12 protein-coding genes and 1 pseudogene are annotated in these 16,419 nt (G+C 74.6%); 7 read left to right on the top strand and 6 right to left on the bottom strand.

Annotated elements, in window-relative coordinates; genetic code table 11:
* Positions 1–9 precede the first annotated feature (9 nt).
* A complete protein-coding gene (locus BIV23_RS12600) occupies positions 10–696 on the bottom strand; it encodes a DUF6445 family protein (RefSeq protein ID WP_071380900.1) in 687 nt (228 codons plus the stop codon).
* 232 nt (positions 697–928) lie between these two features.
* On the opposite strand from BIV23_RS12600, the gene BIV23_RS12595 reads away from it, so the two are divergent.
* Positions 929–1,669 (top strand): DUF4142 domain-containing protein, encoded by a 741-nt coding sequence (locus tag BIV23_RS12595; protein WP_425443482.1) that lies wholly within the window; start codon positions 929–931, stop codon positions 1,667–1,669.
* Between the two features lie 55 nt (positions 1,670–1,724).
* Here BIV23_RS12595 and BIV23_RS12590 read toward each other — a convergent pair whose 3' ends face one another.
* Positions 1,725–2,699, bottom strand: a complete 975-nt coding sequence (locus BIV23_RS12590; RefSeq protein ID WP_071380898.1) for a nucleoside hydrolase — start codon at positions 2,697–2,699, stop codon at positions 1,725–1,727.
* 40 nt (positions 2,700–2,739) lie between these two features.
* Entirely contained in the window at positions 2,740–3,969 is a 1,230-nt protein-coding gene (gene thrS / locus BIV23_RS12585; protein ID WP_071380897.1) for a threonine--tRNA ligase, read from the bottom strand.
* A 324-nt stretch (positions 3,970–4,293) separates the two neighbouring features.
* Between thrS and BIV23_RS12580 the strand changes: the two genes are divergently transcribed.
* Positions 4,294–5,115 carry a hypothetical protein gene (locus BIV23_RS12580; RefSeq protein ID WP_245790501.1) on the top strand — a complete coding sequence of 274 codons (822 nt, stop codon included), beginning with the start codon at positions 4,294–4,296 and terminating at the stop codon, positions 5,113–5,115.
* A gap of 54 nt (positions 5,116–5,169) precedes the next feature.
* Here BIV23_RS12580 and BIV23_RS12575 read toward each other — a convergent pair whose 3' ends face one another.
* Positions 5,170–6,513 carry a helix-turn-helix domain-containing protein gene (locus BIV23_RS12575; protein ID WP_071380896.1) on the bottom strand — a complete coding sequence of 448 codons (1,344 nt, stop codon included), beginning with the start codon at positions 6,511–6,513 and terminating at the stop codon, positions 5,170–5,172.
* 661 nt (positions 6,514–7,174) lie between these two features.
* Between BIV23_RS12575 and BIV23_RS12570 the strand changes: the two genes are divergently transcribed.
* Positions 7,175–8,419 (top strand): amidohydrolase, encoded by a 1,245-nt coding sequence (locus tag BIV23_RS12570; RefSeq protein ID WP_071380895.1) that lies wholly within the window; start codon positions 7,175–7,177, stop codon positions 8,417–8,419.
* On the opposite strand, the gene BIV23_RS12565 is transcribed toward BIV23_RS12570, so the two are convergent.
* Both BIV23_RS12565 and BIV23_RS12560 read right to left on the bottom strand, forming a co-directional pair.
* Positions 8,420–9,718 carry a hypothetical protein gene (locus BIV23_RS12565; protein ID WP_071380894.1) on the bottom strand — a complete coding sequence of 433 codons (1,299 nt, stop codon included), beginning with the start codon at positions 9,716–9,718 and terminating at the stop codon, positions 8,420–8,422.
* A gap of 95 nt (positions 9,719–9,813) precedes the next feature.
* A complete protein-coding gene (locus tag BIV23_RS12560; RefSeq protein WP_071380893.1) occupies positions 9,814–11,016 on the bottom strand; it encodes a PP2C family protein-serine/threonine phosphatase in 1,203 nt (400 codons plus the stop codon).
* A 154-nt stretch (positions 11,017–11,170) separates the two neighbouring features.
* Between BIV23_RS12560 and BIV23_RS12555 the strand changes: the two genes are divergently transcribed.
* The 4 genes and pseudogenes from BIV23_RS12555 to BIV23_RS12540 form a co-directional block, all read left to right on the top strand.
* Positions 11,171–11,644, top strand: coding sequence for a hypothetical protein (locus BIV23_RS12555; protein ID WP_071380892.1), 474 nt, complete (start codon positions 11,171–11,173; stop codon positions 11,642–11,644).
* 326 nt (positions 11,645–11,970) lie between these two features.
* Positions 11,971–12,927 (top strand): hypothetical protein, encoded by a 957-nt coding sequence (locus tag BIV23_RS12550; protein ID WP_071380891.1) that lies wholly within the window; start codon positions 11,971–11,973, stop codon positions 12,925–12,927.
* 38 nt (positions 12,928–12,965) lie between these two features.
* A complete protein-coding gene (locus tag BIV23_RS12545; RefSeq protein WP_071380890.1) occupies positions 12,966–14,915 on the top strand; it encodes an FUSC family protein in 1,950 nt (649 codons plus the stop codon).
* Positions 14,916–14,988: 73 nt separating this feature from the next.
* Positions 14,989–16,419 (top strand): annotated as a pseudogene (locus BIV23_RS12540) (hypothetical protein); the annotation flags it as partial.

Below are 16,419 nucleotides of genomic sequence, written 5' to 3'. Positions count from 1 at the left end.
TCACGGCTCTCACGCCATCCAGAAGAAGACCGCCGTCATGCGCTTCTCCTCCAGCGTCCTGCCGGTGTAGTCCGTCGCGCTGTGCACGAGGTTGGCGTTGTAGAGGAGCAGCCGGTTGTACTTGTGCGGGACGCAGACGTCTTCCTCGAAGTGGTCGCCCGGGACGAAGCGCGTACCGAGGGCCTCGACGAGGTTGTTGTGCGGAGCCTGGACGATGTTGCCGCCGAGCCGGCCGCCGGGCAGGGACTGGCGGTAGAAGGCGGTGCCGCAGTTCTTCGGCACGTGCGGGTTGAGGTAGAGCACGGCCGCGTACCGGCACAGGGCGCGCGAGTCGGTGTGCGGGCGGGGCTCGCTCTCGCCCGCGCCGACCACCTGGACGCAGTTGTGGTTCAGGGTGCCGCCGCCGGGCGCCCGCTGCACCCACAGCTCCTTCGCGCCGGTCGCCCGCTTCACCAGCCGCTCGATGACGGCGAGTTCGCCCGGCTCCAGCCCCGGCATGGCGCGCAGCCCCGGCCAGGTCTCGGAGGTGTACGGATACCCCTGGACCCAGTCGTCCTTGGCCAGACAGCGTTCCCGTACGGCGTCGACGTCCGGCAGGACGTCGTCGAACACCCAGTAGTCACGGCCCTTGGTGGGCTTGCGGTAGGGCAGGACGGGCAGCGCGGCGGGCGTCCTGGGGGGCGGCTGTGGGGGCATGCGGCGAATCTATGCCAGCGTTTGCCCCGCTCTCTCCCGAGGGATGGTCAACTCTTTCCGGTAAAGGTCAACTCTTCTTTACCTGTTGCGGCGATACGAACGGCTTCCGCATCCGTACTGCTGTGTGTCCGAGCCGCCCCGCACGCCGTCACGTGGGCGGCACCCCGACCGGGCAGGAGGCACGGTGCGCTTTTCGCGGAACGCGACGGGAACTCTCTTCGTGGGCGGTGCGATGGCCGTGACCCTCGCGTCACTGGCCTACCCGAGCATGCTCGGCCTGAGCAAGGTCGCCACCGCCCAGGACCGCGTCATCGCCAACACCCAGTGGGGGCCGCTGACCGAGCAGGACCGGGACTTCGTGGTGAAGGTGCGGGCGGCCGGTCTGTGGGAGTACCCGGTGGGGCAGATCGGACTCCAGAAGGGGACCACGCCGGCGGTCAAGACGGCCAGCGAGCACCTGGTCGACGGGCACGCGGCGCTGGACACCACGTGCCGCAAGATCGCGCCGATGCTGAACATCACGCTGCCCAACATCGCGAGCCCGCAACAGGAGGGATTCGTCCGGCAGTTGCAGGCCGACAGCGGGACGAAGTTCGACAGCGACTTCGCCAACATCCTGCGGATGACACACGGCGCGATCTTCAACACCATCTCGAAGATCCGCTCCACCACGAAGAACACGCTGGTGCGGGCACTGGCCGACCAGGCCAACAACACCGTGCTCGACCACATGACGGTGATGGAGAAGACCGGCTTCGTCGACTTCGACCAGACGATCTTCCAGCAGACGACCCCGCCGAAGCTGCCGAACTCGGACCTGACCCCACCGCCGCCTCCGGCGGGTCAGCCACAGGTGGTGCTGACCCCGCCGCCGAACGCGACGTCGACCCCGGTGGACATCAACGGGCTCGCCGGGGGCGGCGGTGCGGCCGGGGCCTCACCGGGAGCCAGCCCCGCGCCGACGGCCGGTTAGCCGGCGCCCGAGCCGCACACCGGCCCCGAGGAAGGCACGGCGGAATCTCCCCTGTTCACGAGACAGAACTCTGCAATGTGTCCAGATAGAGCTTCACGTACCGCTGCACGTCCACCTCCAACGCCACGTCCACCAGGGCCTGTTCGCGTCCGCCGCCGTGGATCTCGGACTCGCCGGGCCGGGGGCGGCGGTCGACGATCGTCTGGCCCCGGGACGGGCCGGGGGCCAGGGAGACCTCGACGGGCAGGAGACGGGTGGTGAGGCCGCCCGGATCGGCGACGGCGCACACCGCGCCCGCGTCGCCGAGGCCGCCCGCCTCCTCCGCCTCCGGCTCCTCGCCGATCGCGGTCGGCCGGTGGGCGAGCAGGTCGCCGGCCAGCCGGGTGCCGGGGTCGTCGCTCGCGCGCAGCCGCCGCACGTCCGGGGTGTCCACGGTGACCTGCATGAAGACGTCGAGGCCGTACATCGTGATCGGCACCCCGGCGGTGAGCAGGATCGCCGCCGCCTCCGGGTCGTGCCAGACGTTGAACTCGGCGACCGGGGTGGCGTTCCCGCTGCCCACGGCCCCGCCCATGAAGACGATCCGCTCGATGTTGCGGGTCACCTCCGGGTGGGTGCGCAGCAGCAGGGCGATGTTGGTCAGCGGAGCGGTGGGGACGAGCGTGACCGGGCGCGGGGAGGCGAGGATCTCGCGGCGCAGCAGGGCCATGGCGTCCAGCTCGGACGCGGTCCGCCGCGGCACGGGCAGGCCGAGGTCGCCCATCCCGTCGCTGCCGTGCACGTGCTGGGCCGAGCGGGCCGGCTCGATCAGCGGGCGGGCGGCACCCCGGCCCACCGGGATGTCGGGCGCGCCCGCCCGCTCCAGCACGGTCAGCGTGTTGCGGACCACGCCGTCGACGTCCGTGTTCCCGGCCACGCAGGTCACCGCCCTGAGGTCGATCCCGGGGTGGCGCACGGCGAACAGCAGGGCGAGGGCGTCGTCGACACCCGTGTCGCAGTCGATGATCACGGGGATGGGCTGACCGGTCACAGTGGACTCCTTCCGTCGAGGCGACCCTAGATGAGGACGGTCACTCCCACAGCGCGCTGCCGCGCGCCGCGACCCGCCCGGCGATCCGGCGCAGCAGCTCGGACACCGGCACCTGCCCGGGGCGCCGCCCGTCGCGCAGCCGTACGGCGGCCAGCCCCTCGGCCGCCTCGCTCGCCCCGACCACCGCCTGGTACGGCACCAGCCGCGCGCCCCGGATCCGGGCGCCGAGGGTGCCTTCCTCCGGCCCGACGAGCTCGGCGCGCAGCCCCCTGTCCACCGCCTCGCGGACAACCGCCGCCGCGTGCTCCGCCTGCTCCCGCGCGACCGGCAGCACCGCCAGCTGCACCGGGGCCAGCCAGGCCGGGAAGGCGCCCCGGTGGACTTCGACCAGGTGGGCGACGGCCCGTTCGACGCTGCCGATGATGCTGCGGTGGACCATCACCGGGCGGTGCCTCGCGCCGTCGGCGCCGATGTAGTGCAGGTCGAAGCGGGCCGGCTGGTGGAAGTCGATCTGCACGGTGGACAGGGTGGACTCGCGGCCCGCCGGGTCCGCGATCTGGACGTCGATCTTCGGCCCGTAGAACGCGGCCTCGCCCCCGGCCTCCTCGTACTCGATGCCGGACTCCTCCAGCGCCTCCCGCAGCAGTGCGGTGGCCCGCCGCCACAGCTCCGGGTCGGCGACGTACTTGCCGCCCTCGCCGGGCAGCGACAGCCGGTGCCGTACGGCCTCGATGCCGAGGTCGGCGTAGGCGCGGGCGATCAGCCGCAGCGCGGCGCGGGCTTCCGCCACGGCCTGCTCCAGGGTGCAGAAGACGTGCGCGTCGTTGAGCTGGATGGCGCGGACACGGGTCAGCCCGCCAAGCACGCCGGAGAGTTCGGCGCGGTGCATGCCACCCAGTTCGGCGAGGCGCAGCGGGAGTTCGCGGTAGCTGCGGGAACGGGAGCGGTAGATCAGGGCGTGGTGCGGGCACAGGCTGGGGCGCAGCACGACCTCCTCCGCGCCGAGCCTCATGGGCGGGTACATGTCGTCGCGGTAGTGGTCCCAGTGCCCGGAGATCTCGTACAGCTCGCGTTTGCCGAGCACGGGCGAGTACACGTGCCGGTACCCGGCCCGGCGTTCGGCCTCGCGGACGTACTCCTCCAGGGCGTGCCGGACGACCGCGCCGTCCGGGAGCCAGTACGGCAGCCCGGCGCCCATCAGCGGGTCGGTGTCGAACAGGTCGAGTGCGCGGCCGAGGCGGCGGTGGTCGGGGAGGCGGTCGTCGCTCATGGTCCTTGGTCCTCTCCTCGCTGCGGAGGGGAGGCGAGCGCCCCGGGACGCGCGAAAGCCCCGGGGCGCTCGCCCCGGGGCTTCGTTGCTGCTGGTCAGGTGTCAGCGCGCCGGGACGGTCTCCGGCGTCGTCGTGCTCGACGGGCACTGCTGGGCGCGCTGCATGCGCCGACGGTAACAGCGCCGAGGACGGCGGGGCGAGGCATTTTCCCCGCGCCCGCCCCCGGCCCCTCACCCGTACGGACCGGAGCGCTGGTGGGGCGGGCGGGGCGGTGGTGCCGTGAGAACAGGACCCACCGGCCCGCAGTCCAGGAAGGCAGCCCGATGCCGTCGAAGCCGTCGATGCAGTCGATGACCTCGTTGACCGAGGCGATACGCTCCCGCCCCCGCCTGCGGCTCTCCCTCGCAGCCGCCGGGCTCATCGCCGTCGGCGGCTGCGCCGCCCTCGGGCTGAACCATCCGGCGACCGCGCCCCAGCCCCTGCCGACGATCGACCGGCCGACCCCGATCCCGAAGGCGCCCGGACGGCCGAACGGGGCCTCGCTCACCGACGCGCAGGCGCAGGCCGCGCTCCTCACCCCGACCGACCTCGGCGCCTCCTGGACGGCGACCCGCGGGTTCGCCACCTGGCGGGACGGGATGCTGAAGGCGACCAGCTCGGCCGGGGAGTGCTCCCGGCTGCTGAACGCGCTCTACACGGACGAACTCCTCGGCGGCCCGCCCCGCGCCGTGATCGGCCTGGACGACACCGGCACCGACGCCCAGCTGCGCTACCAGATCGGCGCCCGCCGCCCCGCCGACGTCGACGCGGTGCTCGGCTGGCTGAAGTCGCTGCCGGCGCAGTGCGCCCGGTTCACGGCCACCACCGACAACGGGCTCCAGGAGGACGTGCGGGTCGACGCGGCCGCGCTGCCCGAGGTCGGGGACGCCCGCCAGGGCCTGCACCTCACCATCGCCACCACCACGTCCGACGGCCGGAACCGCCTGCTCACCATGGACGTGGCCGCCGTCCGGGTCGGCCAGGACGCCTTCGCCCTCACCAACGGCGGCCTCGGCGACGTGACGAACGCCGCGACCCAGGCCGCCGTCCAGGTGGGCGCACTGCACCTGACGGACGTCCACCGGCGGGGGCGGGCGCAGGCGTGACCTGCCCGGGAGCGGCACAGCGGCGGCCGGGCCCGGGCACGACCCGCACGGGTGTCACAGCGGCGGCTGGGCCGGGGCCGGGCCCAGCGTCGTCGTGCCGGGGGCCGTGCGGTGGCCGAGGCCGGTGCGGTAGGCGTCCAGGGCCGCCTCGGTGCGGCCGGTGCGGCGCAGCAGGTCGCCGAGGAGGCGGCACAGGTCGGCCAGGTCACCGGCGGCGCCCGCGCGTTCCAGCAGGCTGAGCGCCCGGACGTAGTGCTCCTCGGCGGCCTCGGTGTCCCGGGTGTCCTCGGCGATGATGCCGAGGAGGCGGTGGGCCGCGGCGGCGTGCACGGCGCCGCGCTCGGAGGAGAAGTCCCCGAGGACCTCCCGGAGCAGGGCGGCGGCCTCGTCGGATTTGGCGCGCCGGTGCAGCACGTCGGCGAGTTCCACGGCCGCCTGGCTGCGGTACAGGGCGGCCCGGCTCGCCGAGAGCATGGTGTACGCCTGCCTCAACTCGGCCTCCGCACGGTCCAGTTCGCCGTTCTGCGCGCAGACGTAGCCGCGCATCCAGTGGCAGTTGGCCAGTTCGGTGCGCAGCCGCAGCCGGCGGTACAGCTCTGCGGCCTTGGCGAGGGAGGCATCGGCCTCGGTGAGCCGGCCCTCGGCGAGCAGGGTGCGGGCCACCGAGCGGTGCATCCGGGCGATCAGCGCCGGGTCACCGGCCTGCGGGGCGAGCGCGAGGGCGAGCTCGGCGGCCTGCGCGGCCCGGGCGTGCGCGCCCATGTCCATGTACGGCCCGATCGCGCTGGCGTAGAGCAGGAGCAGCGCGTCGGGATCGTGCAGCCCGCCCCGGTTCAGCTCGTCGAGCGCGGACTCCAGCAGGTAGACGGCGTACCGGAGTTCACCGGCGAGGTAGTGCGAGACCGCCCGGCCGCGCAGTGCGGGCACCCGCACCGGCAGCGACTCGCCGTCGAGGCACCGCTCGGCCCCCTCGAAGCGCTCCCGGGCCTTCGTCAGCTCCCCTGTCTCCAGCGCGCATTCACCGAGTCCGAGCAGCGCGCCGGCCTGCTCGGCGACCAGCCCGTAGCCCTCCGCCTCGGCGAGCAGCGCCTCGTACCGCCCGGCGGCCTCCTCGGCCCGGCCGTCGGCGAGCACCCGCTGGGCCTCGGTGAGCCGTAGCCTGAGGTCGGTGGCGAGATGGGCGGGCTGCCCGACGGCCAGCTCCTCGAAGGCGACGCCGAGCCGCCCGGCGATGTGCCGCAGCGCCTCGTCGGAGGGCCGCACCCGGCCGGCCTCCACGGTGGAGATGTAGGCGGGCGTGTAGGCGGGCTCCGCCAACTGGCGTTGCGTCAGCCCGCGTTCCGTACGAAGTTGCTGTACGCGCCGTCCCACGACCGCCGGATCATCCCGTTCCCTCATCCGTTGGATCCCCCCAACTGCCTTGGTGCCTCTTGCCGTTCGCATCGGACAGCCCTAGGTTAAACGGCGGATTAAGCGTGCTTAATACGTCGCTGTTGTGTTCGTCGTTCCGTCGCTGTGTTCGTCGTTGTGCTCGTTGTTGTGTTCGTCGTTGTTGTGTTGCGAGGTCGCCGTGCAAGGACGTACGCCCGCCCCCTACGGACCCCCCACCCCCGCACCCCTGATCCCTGCCCGGATTCGCCTGAGCGCAGGCACCCCGACCGTGCGGGGTGTGGCGGCAGCCGTGATCGCCGCGGCGACCCTCATCCTCGCGGCCAACGCCGGCCCGGCCCACGCAGCGGACGGCACCCGGGCACCCACGGCCGTCCAGCAGCACGTCCACCACCACTGACGACGCCCCTCTCCCCGCGCCCTGGCCGGAGGCCTAGGGGGTGTCATTTGGATCAGGTCGGCCGTGAGGAACGGCGTCTGGCGACTGACCCGAGCGGGGTCTGGTGCGTGCAGATGCAAGGCGGAGGAGTGAGTCGACGCGGTGGGGGCCCCTCCCGCGCGAGCGAAGCCGAGCGTGGGGGAGTCGGCGATCGACGACAACGCCGCAGATGCGCGTGCCAGGGCCCGCGACGCCGGCTGGATCCAAACGACACCCCCTAGTCTTGCGCCCGTGACCTCCGCCGCAGCGCGCACCGCCCTCGACCTGACCGCCGACCTCCCGGTCCCGGACCTGGAGGATCTGTACCGGGACCTGCACCGCCACCCCGAGCTGTCCCTGCGCGAGCACCGCACGGCCGGGCTGCTCGCCGGGCGGCTGGCGGACGCCGGGTTCGAGACCGCCGAGGGGATCGGCGGCACCGGCGTCGTGGCCCGGCTGCGCAACGGCGACGGGCCCACCGTCCTGCTGCGCGCCGACATGGACGCCCTGCCGGTGCAGGAGGAGACCGGGCTGCCGTACGCCTCCCTGGCGGACGGCGTGATGCACGCCTGCGGACACGATCTGCACGTCACCTGGCTGGCCGGCGCCGGCGCGGCACTCGCCGCCGGCCGGGACACCTGGCGCGGCACCCTGCTGCTCGTGGGCCAGCCCGCCGAGGAGACCGGCCAGGGCGCGGCCCGCATGGTCGCCGACGGCCTGTACGAACGCTTCGGCCGCCCGGACGTGCTGCTCGGCCAGCATGCGGCCCCCGGCCCGGCAGGCCTGTACCCGCACTCACCCGGTCTGATCATGTCGGCGGCGACGGACGTGGACATCGTCGTGCACGGCCGGGGCGGACACGGCTCCCGCCCGGAGGCCACCGTGGACCCCGTGGTGACGGCCGCCTACCTGGTCACCCGCCTCCAGACGGTCGTCTCGCGGGAGCTGGCGGCCGGTGAGTCGGCCGTGCTGACCGTGGGCCGGATCGAGGCGGGCACCCGGCACAACATCATCCCGTCGCAGGCCCGGATCTCCCTCAACCTCCGCAGCCAGTCCGAGGAGGTCCGCCGGCGGATGCTCGCCGCGATCGAGCGCATCGCGCGCGGCGAGTGCCTGGCCGCCGGCTGCCCGCGCGAGCCGGAGGTCACCGTCGGCAACACGTTCCCGGTGACCGTGAACGACGCGGCCACCGACACCGCCGTCGCCGCCGTGCACGGCGAGGTCTTCGGCCCCGGCACGGTCTTCGACCCGGGCCCGGCGATGGGCAGCGAGGACTTCCCCCAGCTGGCCCTCGACGGCACCCTCCCGTACGCGTACTGGTTCGTGACGACCACCCCCGCCGAGGTGTGGGAGAAGGCCCCCGGCGACACCGTCCCGGAGAAGTTCGCGGCCGTCCCGAGCAACCACAGCCCGCGCTTCGCGCCCGACCTGTCGGTGATCGCCCCGGGCGTCCGCACCCTCGTCTCCGGAGCCCTGGCACTGCTGCCGACCGCGTAACTACCGCGCCGCGTCCTGGAGTTGCCGCAACTGCCGCTGGACGTTCTCCAGCGCGCCCTCCCGGCGGCCCGGGACCCGCAGCCGCAACTCCGCGAGCGCCGACCCGAGTTCACGGGCCCGCGCCGAGTCCTCGATCCGGCCCCACTGGTGGTGCGCCCGGTCCGCCGCCGCCTCCACGGCAGGCGCGTCCACGGCCTGCCCGGCGGCCAGCCGCACCCCGGCCACCGCGAGCCACGCCCGGCAACTGCCCACCGCGTCCCCCGCGAACATCGCGAGGTCGGCCCGCACCTCCGCCCAGTGCAGGGCCGTGTCGGACGCCGGCCCGTGCGCCCGCACGGCCGCCGCCTCGTACCGGGCCGCCAGCTCGGCCGCCTCGGCATGCCGCCCGTCGCGCACGGCGGTGCTGATGGCGGTGTGCGGGTCCGGACCGGTGGGGTGCGGGGTGTGCGCGGGGGCGGTGCGGGAGCCCGGCACCGGCGCCGGCGCCGCGGAGCCCGGGGCGGCGGGGCGGACGACCGGCGAGGTGACGTGGGCCGACGGCGGGGCGACGTGACCCGCCGGCGGGACGGCCGGTGCGCCGGGGTGAGGGGCTCGGGCGAAGGTGTGGGGGTGCCGATGGGCGCCGCCCGGCAGCGGCGGCGCCGAGCCGTCCGGACGGGCGGGGCCCGCGGGCGGGTGGGCGAAGACCAGGTCCCGGCCGGCTCCGGCCTCGGCGATCCGGGCCAGCGCCTGCTCGTGCAACCGGAGGAGCGGCGGCCGGTGCCCGCTGCGCAGCAGCGTCGCCACCGCCTTCATGTACGCCGGCTCCGCCAGGCCCCGCCGCCCGGACGCCGGAGCCACCCGGCCGTACACCGCCGCGTTGGGCCCGCAGTCCAGCCCCCGCTCGGCGACGTAGCGCCACGCCTCCGCGTCCGCGTGCAGGTCCACGACCAGCGCCGCGTCCGCCGCGGAGCGCAACCGCAGCTCGTCCCGGATCCAGTGCCACGGCAACGCGGTGTAGCGCACGGTCGCCGCGGTGGTGCGGGCCAGCGCCACATGCGGCAGACGCTGCTTACGGTCCAGCTGGAGTTGCCCGGCGAGGTAGACGGTCAGCGGACCGGGCGCGGCCGCCGCGGCCCGCAGCCGGGTCAGCACGGCCTGCGGCTCCAGCGGATCGGCGAGTTCGACCACGTTGGCCGTCTCGGTGCCGGACAGCACGGCCGGGGCGACCGCGGCCAGCACCGGCAGCACACCGGCCGCGTCCACCAGGCGCCCCTTGCCCAGCGGCGAGGCCGCGAGCAGCAGTACGGTTCCGGGCATCGTCCCTCCCCCTGTCGACGGTCGACCCTGCGCAACCCGTGGTCACGGCTTGCTTCCAGCCAGCACCGTAACCGCTGCGGCCGCACCCGCGCGCCTCAGGACCGCGGACCACCCGGTTCGGCCCCTTCGTCCCCGCCCGCACCGGCCGGCTCCTCCGCCCCCGCCCCCGCTTCCTGCGCCAGGCGCCGTACGGCGAACACCGTGGTGTCGTCGCCCAGCCGCCCCCCGCTGTGCCGCAGCACCCCGTCCCGGACCCGGCGGACCAGGCTCAGGGGCTCGGTGCACAGGCCCGGTTCGGCGGCGACGGCGCGGGCGACGTCCGGGGCCGGCGCGTAGAAGGCGCCGTCGCGGTCACGGGCCTCGGTCACCCCGTCGGTGACCAGCAGCAGCGTCTCGTCGGCGGCCAGCGGCACCCGGTGCACGGGCGGCGGTGCCCCCGCCAGCTCCCCGAGCCCGAGCGGCAGCCCGTCCCCGCTCGGCAGCTCCCGCACCCCGCGCGGGCCGACGGCGAGCGGCGCCTCGTGCCCGAAGTTCACGGTCTCGACGACGTCCGGGCAGTCGGCGCGGAAGCCGATCAGCACGGCTGTCGCGAACCGGTCCCCGTCGTCCCGGCCGAGCGCGGTGCAGTGCATGCGGTGCCGCAGCATCCGGACCTCCAGGCGTTCGGCGACGGTCGCGAGATCCTCCTCGTGGTAGCCGGCCTCGCGGAAGGTGCCGAGCAGTGCGGCGGCGGCCTCCACCGCGCCGAGCCCCTTGCCCTGCACGTCACCGACGAGGACCCGGGTGCCGTGCGGGCCGGGCTGGATGTCGTAGAAGTCGCCGCCGACCCGGGCCTCGACATCGGCGGCCAGGTACACGCCCGCGTGCTCCAGTCCGGCCCAGCACGGCGGCAGCGGGCGCAGCACCGTGCGCCGGGTGGTCTCGGCGATGCGCATGATGTGCAGGGTCTGCCGCTCCTTGCGCTCACGCACGGCCGCGGCCAGCACGGCGAGGATGCCGCCGAGGCCGACCAGGACGAAGTCGCCGAGCCCGGCCCGGTACTCGCCGGGCCAGGCGCTGTCGACGGCGAAGTACGTCACCACCGCGAGCACGGCGAAGGCGCCCGTCGTCCACACCCCGCAGATCGCCGCGGCCGTGCCGGGGACCAGCACGATCCAGGAGATGATCCGGAACCGCTCGGTGGTGTTGAGGTCCACCAGCACGATGCCGACGAGCAGCAGCAGCGACGGCACCCAGGCGATGCCGCGACCGCGGACCCGCAGCAGCTGACGCCCCCGCCCGTACTCCGTCTCCGTCACGGCGGGCAGCCCTCCATGCACCCAGCGAAACACGCCGGACACCCGCCCGCATCCGGGCCCCGCCCGGTCGACTTCACCCGTCCGGCCGACTTGCCGGGCCGCGGTCCCAGGTGTGCTCTGGAAGGCGGGGGCGAGGAGAGAGAGGAGCGCTCTCATGGCTCAAGCGGCACCCGTGCCCGGCGGCATGTCCCGCCCCGGGCGGACACCGGAGGTGGAGGCTGCCCGGCACGCCCGCCCGCCCGACGTCTTCGACGCGCGCACCCACCGCATCGCCCGCATCGCCGGCCCGGTCGTGCTCGGCCTGGTGTACGGCTACTGGGTCGCGGCCGACAACCGCGCCGGCGGCGCCATCACCGGCTGGAACCTGCTGCTCGGGTTCGTCAGCGCGCTGGTGTTCGCGGTCGTGTCCATGGCCCTGCTGACCCTGGCCCCGCGGATGCCGCGGGAACTGCACGCGCTGCTGTGGACGGCGTTCGTCGGCTGCGCGTTCGGCTTCCTCTACAGCCAGACCGGACACTCGATCTGGCGGGCGACGGTGATCTCGCTGGTGGTGGCGGGGGCGACGTTCGCCACGTTCTTCTACCGTTACTACACGCGCGAGGACGCGTTCGGGCAGCGCATCCGCTGAGCGGGCCGCCCCGCATCCGTACGAAGCGCGGCCGCGCGGCCGAAGTGCGGACGTGCGGCTCGTGTGTGCGTGCGGCTCGTGTGTGCGTGGGCCCCGGCCGGCAGGTCGTCGGACGGGGCCCACGCACTCCCCTGTTTCCCTCTACCCACACCGGCCCCATGAGCCGGTTTCCGTCTCCCCAGCACCAGGAAACACCCGTTCGGACGAACCCTCCACCGGAGGAGCCGAAACCCCAGGTACGCGCGGTGGGACGCGCGCTGGGGCCGGGAGCACCCGAATGCCACGCTCGGGTCGCGCACCCCGCCCGAAGGCCGTTGCCTGGAAACGTGCCCCCACGTCCCAGGAGCGTCCTGTCGGCCGCACTGATCACCCTGTCCTGCCTCCTCGTGCCGTTCGGCGCGCTGGCGGCCTGGGCGGCGTACGGGCTGGTGGACACGGGCCGCTACGTCACCACGCTGGCGCCGCTCGCCGCCGACCCGGCGGTGCGGGACGCCGTGGCGGACACGGTCGGCGACGGCCTCTGGCGCGTGGTCGACGAGCGCATGGACGTCCGCCCGGCTGGGGGTACCCCCTCTGGGGGAGGCTCCCTGCGTCCCTTCGTGCACGACGCGGTGCGCTCCTTCACCCAGACCGAGGCGTTCCGGCTGGCCTGGGACACCGGCAACCAGGTCACCCACGACGCGGTGCTGCGCGCCCTGCGCGACGAGCAGGACAGGACGGCCGGGCGTCCGGTCACCGTCGACCTCGCCTCCGTCACCGACCCGGTCAAGCGCCGGCTGACCGAGAACCACGTGCCGCTGGCCGCGCGCATCCCGGTGCAGCACACCCCGGTCGCCGTGCTCCCCGGGGACGAACTGGCCGCGTACCGGAAGGGATTCCACGTGCTGGAGGTGGCCGGCTTCTGGCTGCCGCTGTCAGCGGTCGCCTTCGCCGCGACCGGCATCGGCCTGGCCGTCCACCGCCGCCGGGCCGTCACGGCGACCGCCCTCGGCACGGCCCTGGGCGGCGGCCTCCTGGCCCTCGCCCTGTCCATCGGCCGCGCCCTGACCCTCGCCGACCTCCCCGCCGACGTCCCCCACCCGGCCGCGGCGGCGGTCTACGACGCCCTCACCGCCACCCTCCGCACCACGGCCTGGCTCCTGCTGGCCCTCGGCCTGACGGCGGCCGCGACCACCTGGCTGACCCGCAACGTCCGCCTGAACCGCCCCGGCCGCCCCTCCCGCCGCAGGCCGCCGGCCTCGGCGTCGACACCGGAGACACCCCGGCCCCGGGCGCAGGCCTGACCCGAGAGGAAGCCGAAGCGGAACCGGATAATGGGCCCATGTCCCGAGAGTTCCCCATCGGCCTCACCCCTCCCGACTGGCTGGTCCGGAACCTCCAACCCGAGCAGTCCCCCGTCAACTGGCCCGCCGTGGCGCGCGCCGCCGTCGCCCTGGCCCTCCCCCTCGCGATCGGCCTCGCCGCCGGCCACCCCGCCTACGGCGCCCTCGCCTCCATGGGCGCCCTGTCCGGCGTCATCGGCGACACCGCCGACGCCTACCGCATGCGCATCCTCAACATCGCCGTCCCCCAGCTCTTCGGCGCGGTCGGCGTCACGCTGGGCACGCTGGTGTACGGCCACGGCTGGTACGCGGTGGCGGCGGTCACCGGGGTGGCCCTGCTCTCCGGCATGATCTCGACGATCGGCGCGGTCGCCTCGGTCTCCGGCCTGCTCCTGCTCCTGAACTGCGTGGTGGGCGCGGGCCTCCCGCTGCCCCGCCCCTGGTGGCTCGCCCCGGCCCTGATGACCGGCGGCGGCCTCCTGGTCCTCCTCCTCGCCCTGCTCGCCTGGCCGTTGCGCTCGGGCGTACCGGAACGCGCGGCGGTGGCCGCCACGTACCGCACGGTCGCCGCACTCCTCACCGTCTCCGGCACCGACCGCACCGAGGAGTACGCCCGGACCCGCCAGGCCGTCACCCAGTCCCTGAACCAGTCGTACGACCTGGTCCTGGCCCGCCGCGCCCGCCATCACGGCCGCAGCCCCGAACTCACGCGCCTGCTGGCCCAGTTGAACGCCATCACCCCGATACTGGAGGCGGCTCCCGCGGCCCACTGGGCGGCCCGCCCGCTGTCCCCGCAGATCCCGGAGGCGGTCCACCGCCTGGCCCACGCCGTCGAAACGGGCGCCACGGGCCCGACGGCCCTCGACCTCCCGGTCCCGTTGACCGAGACGGCCCGCGCGGTGGACCACGCCCTGCGCCACACGGCCGAGGTGGTCGCGTCCCCCGACGTGGACCCGCGCGGCATCGACGACCGCCTCGGCCGCCCCGCCGCCCTGGGCATCCGCACGGCACGGGCGACCCGCAACGTGATCCTCTCCGCCAACTCCTGGCGCTACGGCCTGCGTCTCGCGGTCTGCATCGGCATCGCCCAGGCCCTCGTCTCCCTGATCCCGGTCCCGCGCTCGTACTGGGTGGCCCTGACGATCACCTTCGTCCTCAAGCCCGACTTCGGCTCGGTCTTCTCCCGTGCCCTGCTGCGCGCGCTCGGCACGGTGGTGGGTCTGGTGGTCGCGGCGGTGGTCCTGGCCGAGGTCCCCCTCGGCTGGTGGGACGTCCCGGCGATGCTGCTCCTGGCCCCCCTGATCCCGGCCCTGACCCCACGGGGCTACGGCTACCAGACCGCCGCCATCACCCCGGTGATCCTCCTCCTCTCGCACATCCTGAACCACCAGGGCACGGCCCTCCTCCTGCCCCGCCTGACGGACTCCCTCCTCGGCTGCGCGATCGCCCTGAGCGTCGGCTACCTCCTGTGGCCGGAGAGCTGGCGCACCCGTGTCGGCGACCGTCTGGCGGACGCGGTGGCGGACACGGCGGCCTACGTGGAGAAGGCGTTCGCCCCGGGCGCGGCGCCGGACCCCGCCGCCCGGGCCCGTATGCGCCGCCGCCTCTACCGCGACCTGTCGGTCATCCGTACGGAGTTCCAGCGGGCCCTGACCGAACCGCCGCCGACCGGCCGCCGCGCGGCGGCCTGGTGGCCGCTGGTCGTCGCCGTGGAGCGGATCGTGGACGCCACGACGGCGGCCCGCGTCCGCGTGAAGCACGGGGCGCCGCCGCCGTCGCCGGCCGAGGTCGCGCAGATCGCGCTGCAACTGCGGGAGCTGTCGGAGGGCGTGCGCAACGCCGAAACGTTGACCCCGGTTCGCACGGATCTCACCGGCCCGCCGGACAGCGTTCTGGAACCCCTCCGCCAGGAGGTCGCCGCGGCCCGGTCGATCGCGTCCCCCCACTGAGCGCTTCGCTAACCTTACGTGTCCGTCCTGGCCAGGGATCTACGGGCATCAACTCACACGAAGGGTTGCGCACATGGGCATTCTCACTCTCCTGCGGAACGCATTCGGCCGCTCACGCAAGGGACGAGCCGCCGAGGCGGAGGGTGCGAGCCGCCTCGCGACCCGACCGGCCGAACCCCCCGCCTCGTCCTCCGGCCCGACCCCCACGGTCCCCGAACCCCGCCAGGAAAACCCCGGCACCCACGACCTGGTGGCCGCGGCCTTCGACAACGTCACGGTTCCCCACCCGTCCCAGCCGGAGGCCCTGCCGGAATCCGGCAGCGCGCCGGAGACGACGCCCGAGGTCGAGGCGACGGCCGAGGCCCAGGCCGCGGTTGAGGACGAGGCGACGGCTCAGGCTGAGGTCGGGGCCGGGGCCACGGCCGAGGCTGAGGCGACGGCTGAGGCCGAGGACGAGCCGACGGCTGAGGCCGAGGTCACGGTTGATGGCGAGGCGACGGCTCAGGCTGAGGCGACGGCTGAGGCCGAAGGCGAGACGACGGCTGAGGCTGAGGTCACGGCTGAGGCCGAGGCCGAGCCGACGGCTGAGGCTGAGGTCACGGTTGATGGCGAGCCGACGGCTGAGGCCGAGGGCGAAGCGACGGCCGGGGGCGAGGTGAAGGCAACGGTCGAGGGCGACACCGAGCCCGAGGCGACGGCAGATGCCAAGGCGGCGATCGAGACCGGCGCCGACACCGAGGCCGGCACCGCGGCCGAGGCGACGACGGCAGACGCCGACGCCGACGCCGATGCCGCAGCCGAGGCCACCGCCGACGCAACCATCGAGGCTGGCAGCGAGCCCGAGGCGACGGCCGAAGGTGAGATCGACGCCGAGCCCAGCTCGCTGGTCGAGACCGACGCCGAGGGGGCCGCCGAGCTCGGCACCGAGCCAGAGACCCAGAAGCCGGCCGAGCCGGTGGTCCAGGCCGAGCCAGAGGCAGAAGCGGCGCCTCGGAACGAGGAGCCGCGGGCCGCGGACGACGCCGAGCCGGGCCTGCCGGAGACGGCCGAGTCCACGCCCACCGCCGGCACGGACCTGACGCCGGAGGCAGCACCGGATGCGGCCGAGCCGCGGACGACCGTGGAGCCGACGGCCGAACCGAGGCCCGACGCCACCACCCGGAAGCCGGAAACGGAACCCACGGCCGACTCCGCCGAACCGCAGACCGCACCCGAGGCGGCGACCGAGCCGGAGGCCGAGCCCGGGCCGACCGCTGAGCAGGTCGCGCAGGACGCCAGCGAACCGGAGACGGAGACGGAGACGGACACGGATCCGGAAGCCACCGCCGAGCCCGACCCGGCGCCGGAAACGGACCCGGCCACCCCGGAAGCGGAACCCGCGGCCGAACCCGAGGCCGCTGCCGAGCCCGAGCCGGAGCCGACCCCCGTCGAAGACGCCACCACGACGGTCGAAGCCGAGGCGCCGGCCACCAGCACCGCTTCCGCCACCCCCACCCCCACCCCC

It is taken from the genome of Streptomyces monashensis (assembly GCF_001866665.1).
GTDB classification, from domain to species: Bacteria; Actinomycetota; Actinomycetes; order Streptomycetales; family Streptomycetaceae; genus Streptomyces; species Streptomyces monashensis.
The sequence above is the reverse complement of the archived record's forward strand: the minus strand, read 5'-3'. Positions and strand labels throughout refer to the sequence as shown.

What these genes read in the sequence shown, in the direction of transcription:
- BIV23_RS12555 (WP_071380892.1), top strand. Translation starts at nt 11,171, where the DNA reads ATGGCTCAAGCGGCACCCGTGCCCGGCGGCATGTCCCGCCCCGGGCGG.
- thrS (WP_071380897.1), bottom strand. Translation starts at nt 3,969, where the DNA reads ATGAGCGACGACCGCCTCCCCGACCACCGCCGCCTCGGCCGCGCACTC.
- BIV23_RS12545 (WP_071380890.1), top strand. Translation starts at nt 12,966, where the DNA reads ATGTCCCGAGAGTTCCCCATCGGCCTCACCCCTCCCGACTGGCTGGTC.
- BIV23_RS12575 (WP_071380896.1), bottom strand. Translation starts at nt 6,513, where the DNA reads ATGAGGGAACGGGATGATCCGGCGGTCGTGGGACGGCGCGTACAGCAA.
- BIV23_RS12580 (WP_245790501.1), top strand. Translation starts at nt 4,294, where the DNA reads ATGCCGTCGAAGCCGTCGATGCAGTCGATGACCTCGTTGACCGAGGCG.
- BIV23_RS12565 (WP_071380894.1), bottom strand. Translation starts at nt 9,718, where the DNA reads ATGCCCGGAACCGTACTGCTGCTCGCGGCCTCGCCGCTGGGCAAGGGG.
- BIV23_RS12595 (WP_425443482.1), top strand. Translation starts at nt 929, where the DNA reads ATGGCCGTGACCCTCGCGTCACTGGCCTACCCGAGCATGCTCGGCCTG.
- BIV23_RS12600 (WP_071380900.1), bottom strand. Translation starts at nt 696, where the DNA reads ATGCCCCCACAGCCGCCCCCCAGGACGCCCGCCGCGCTGCCCGTCCTG.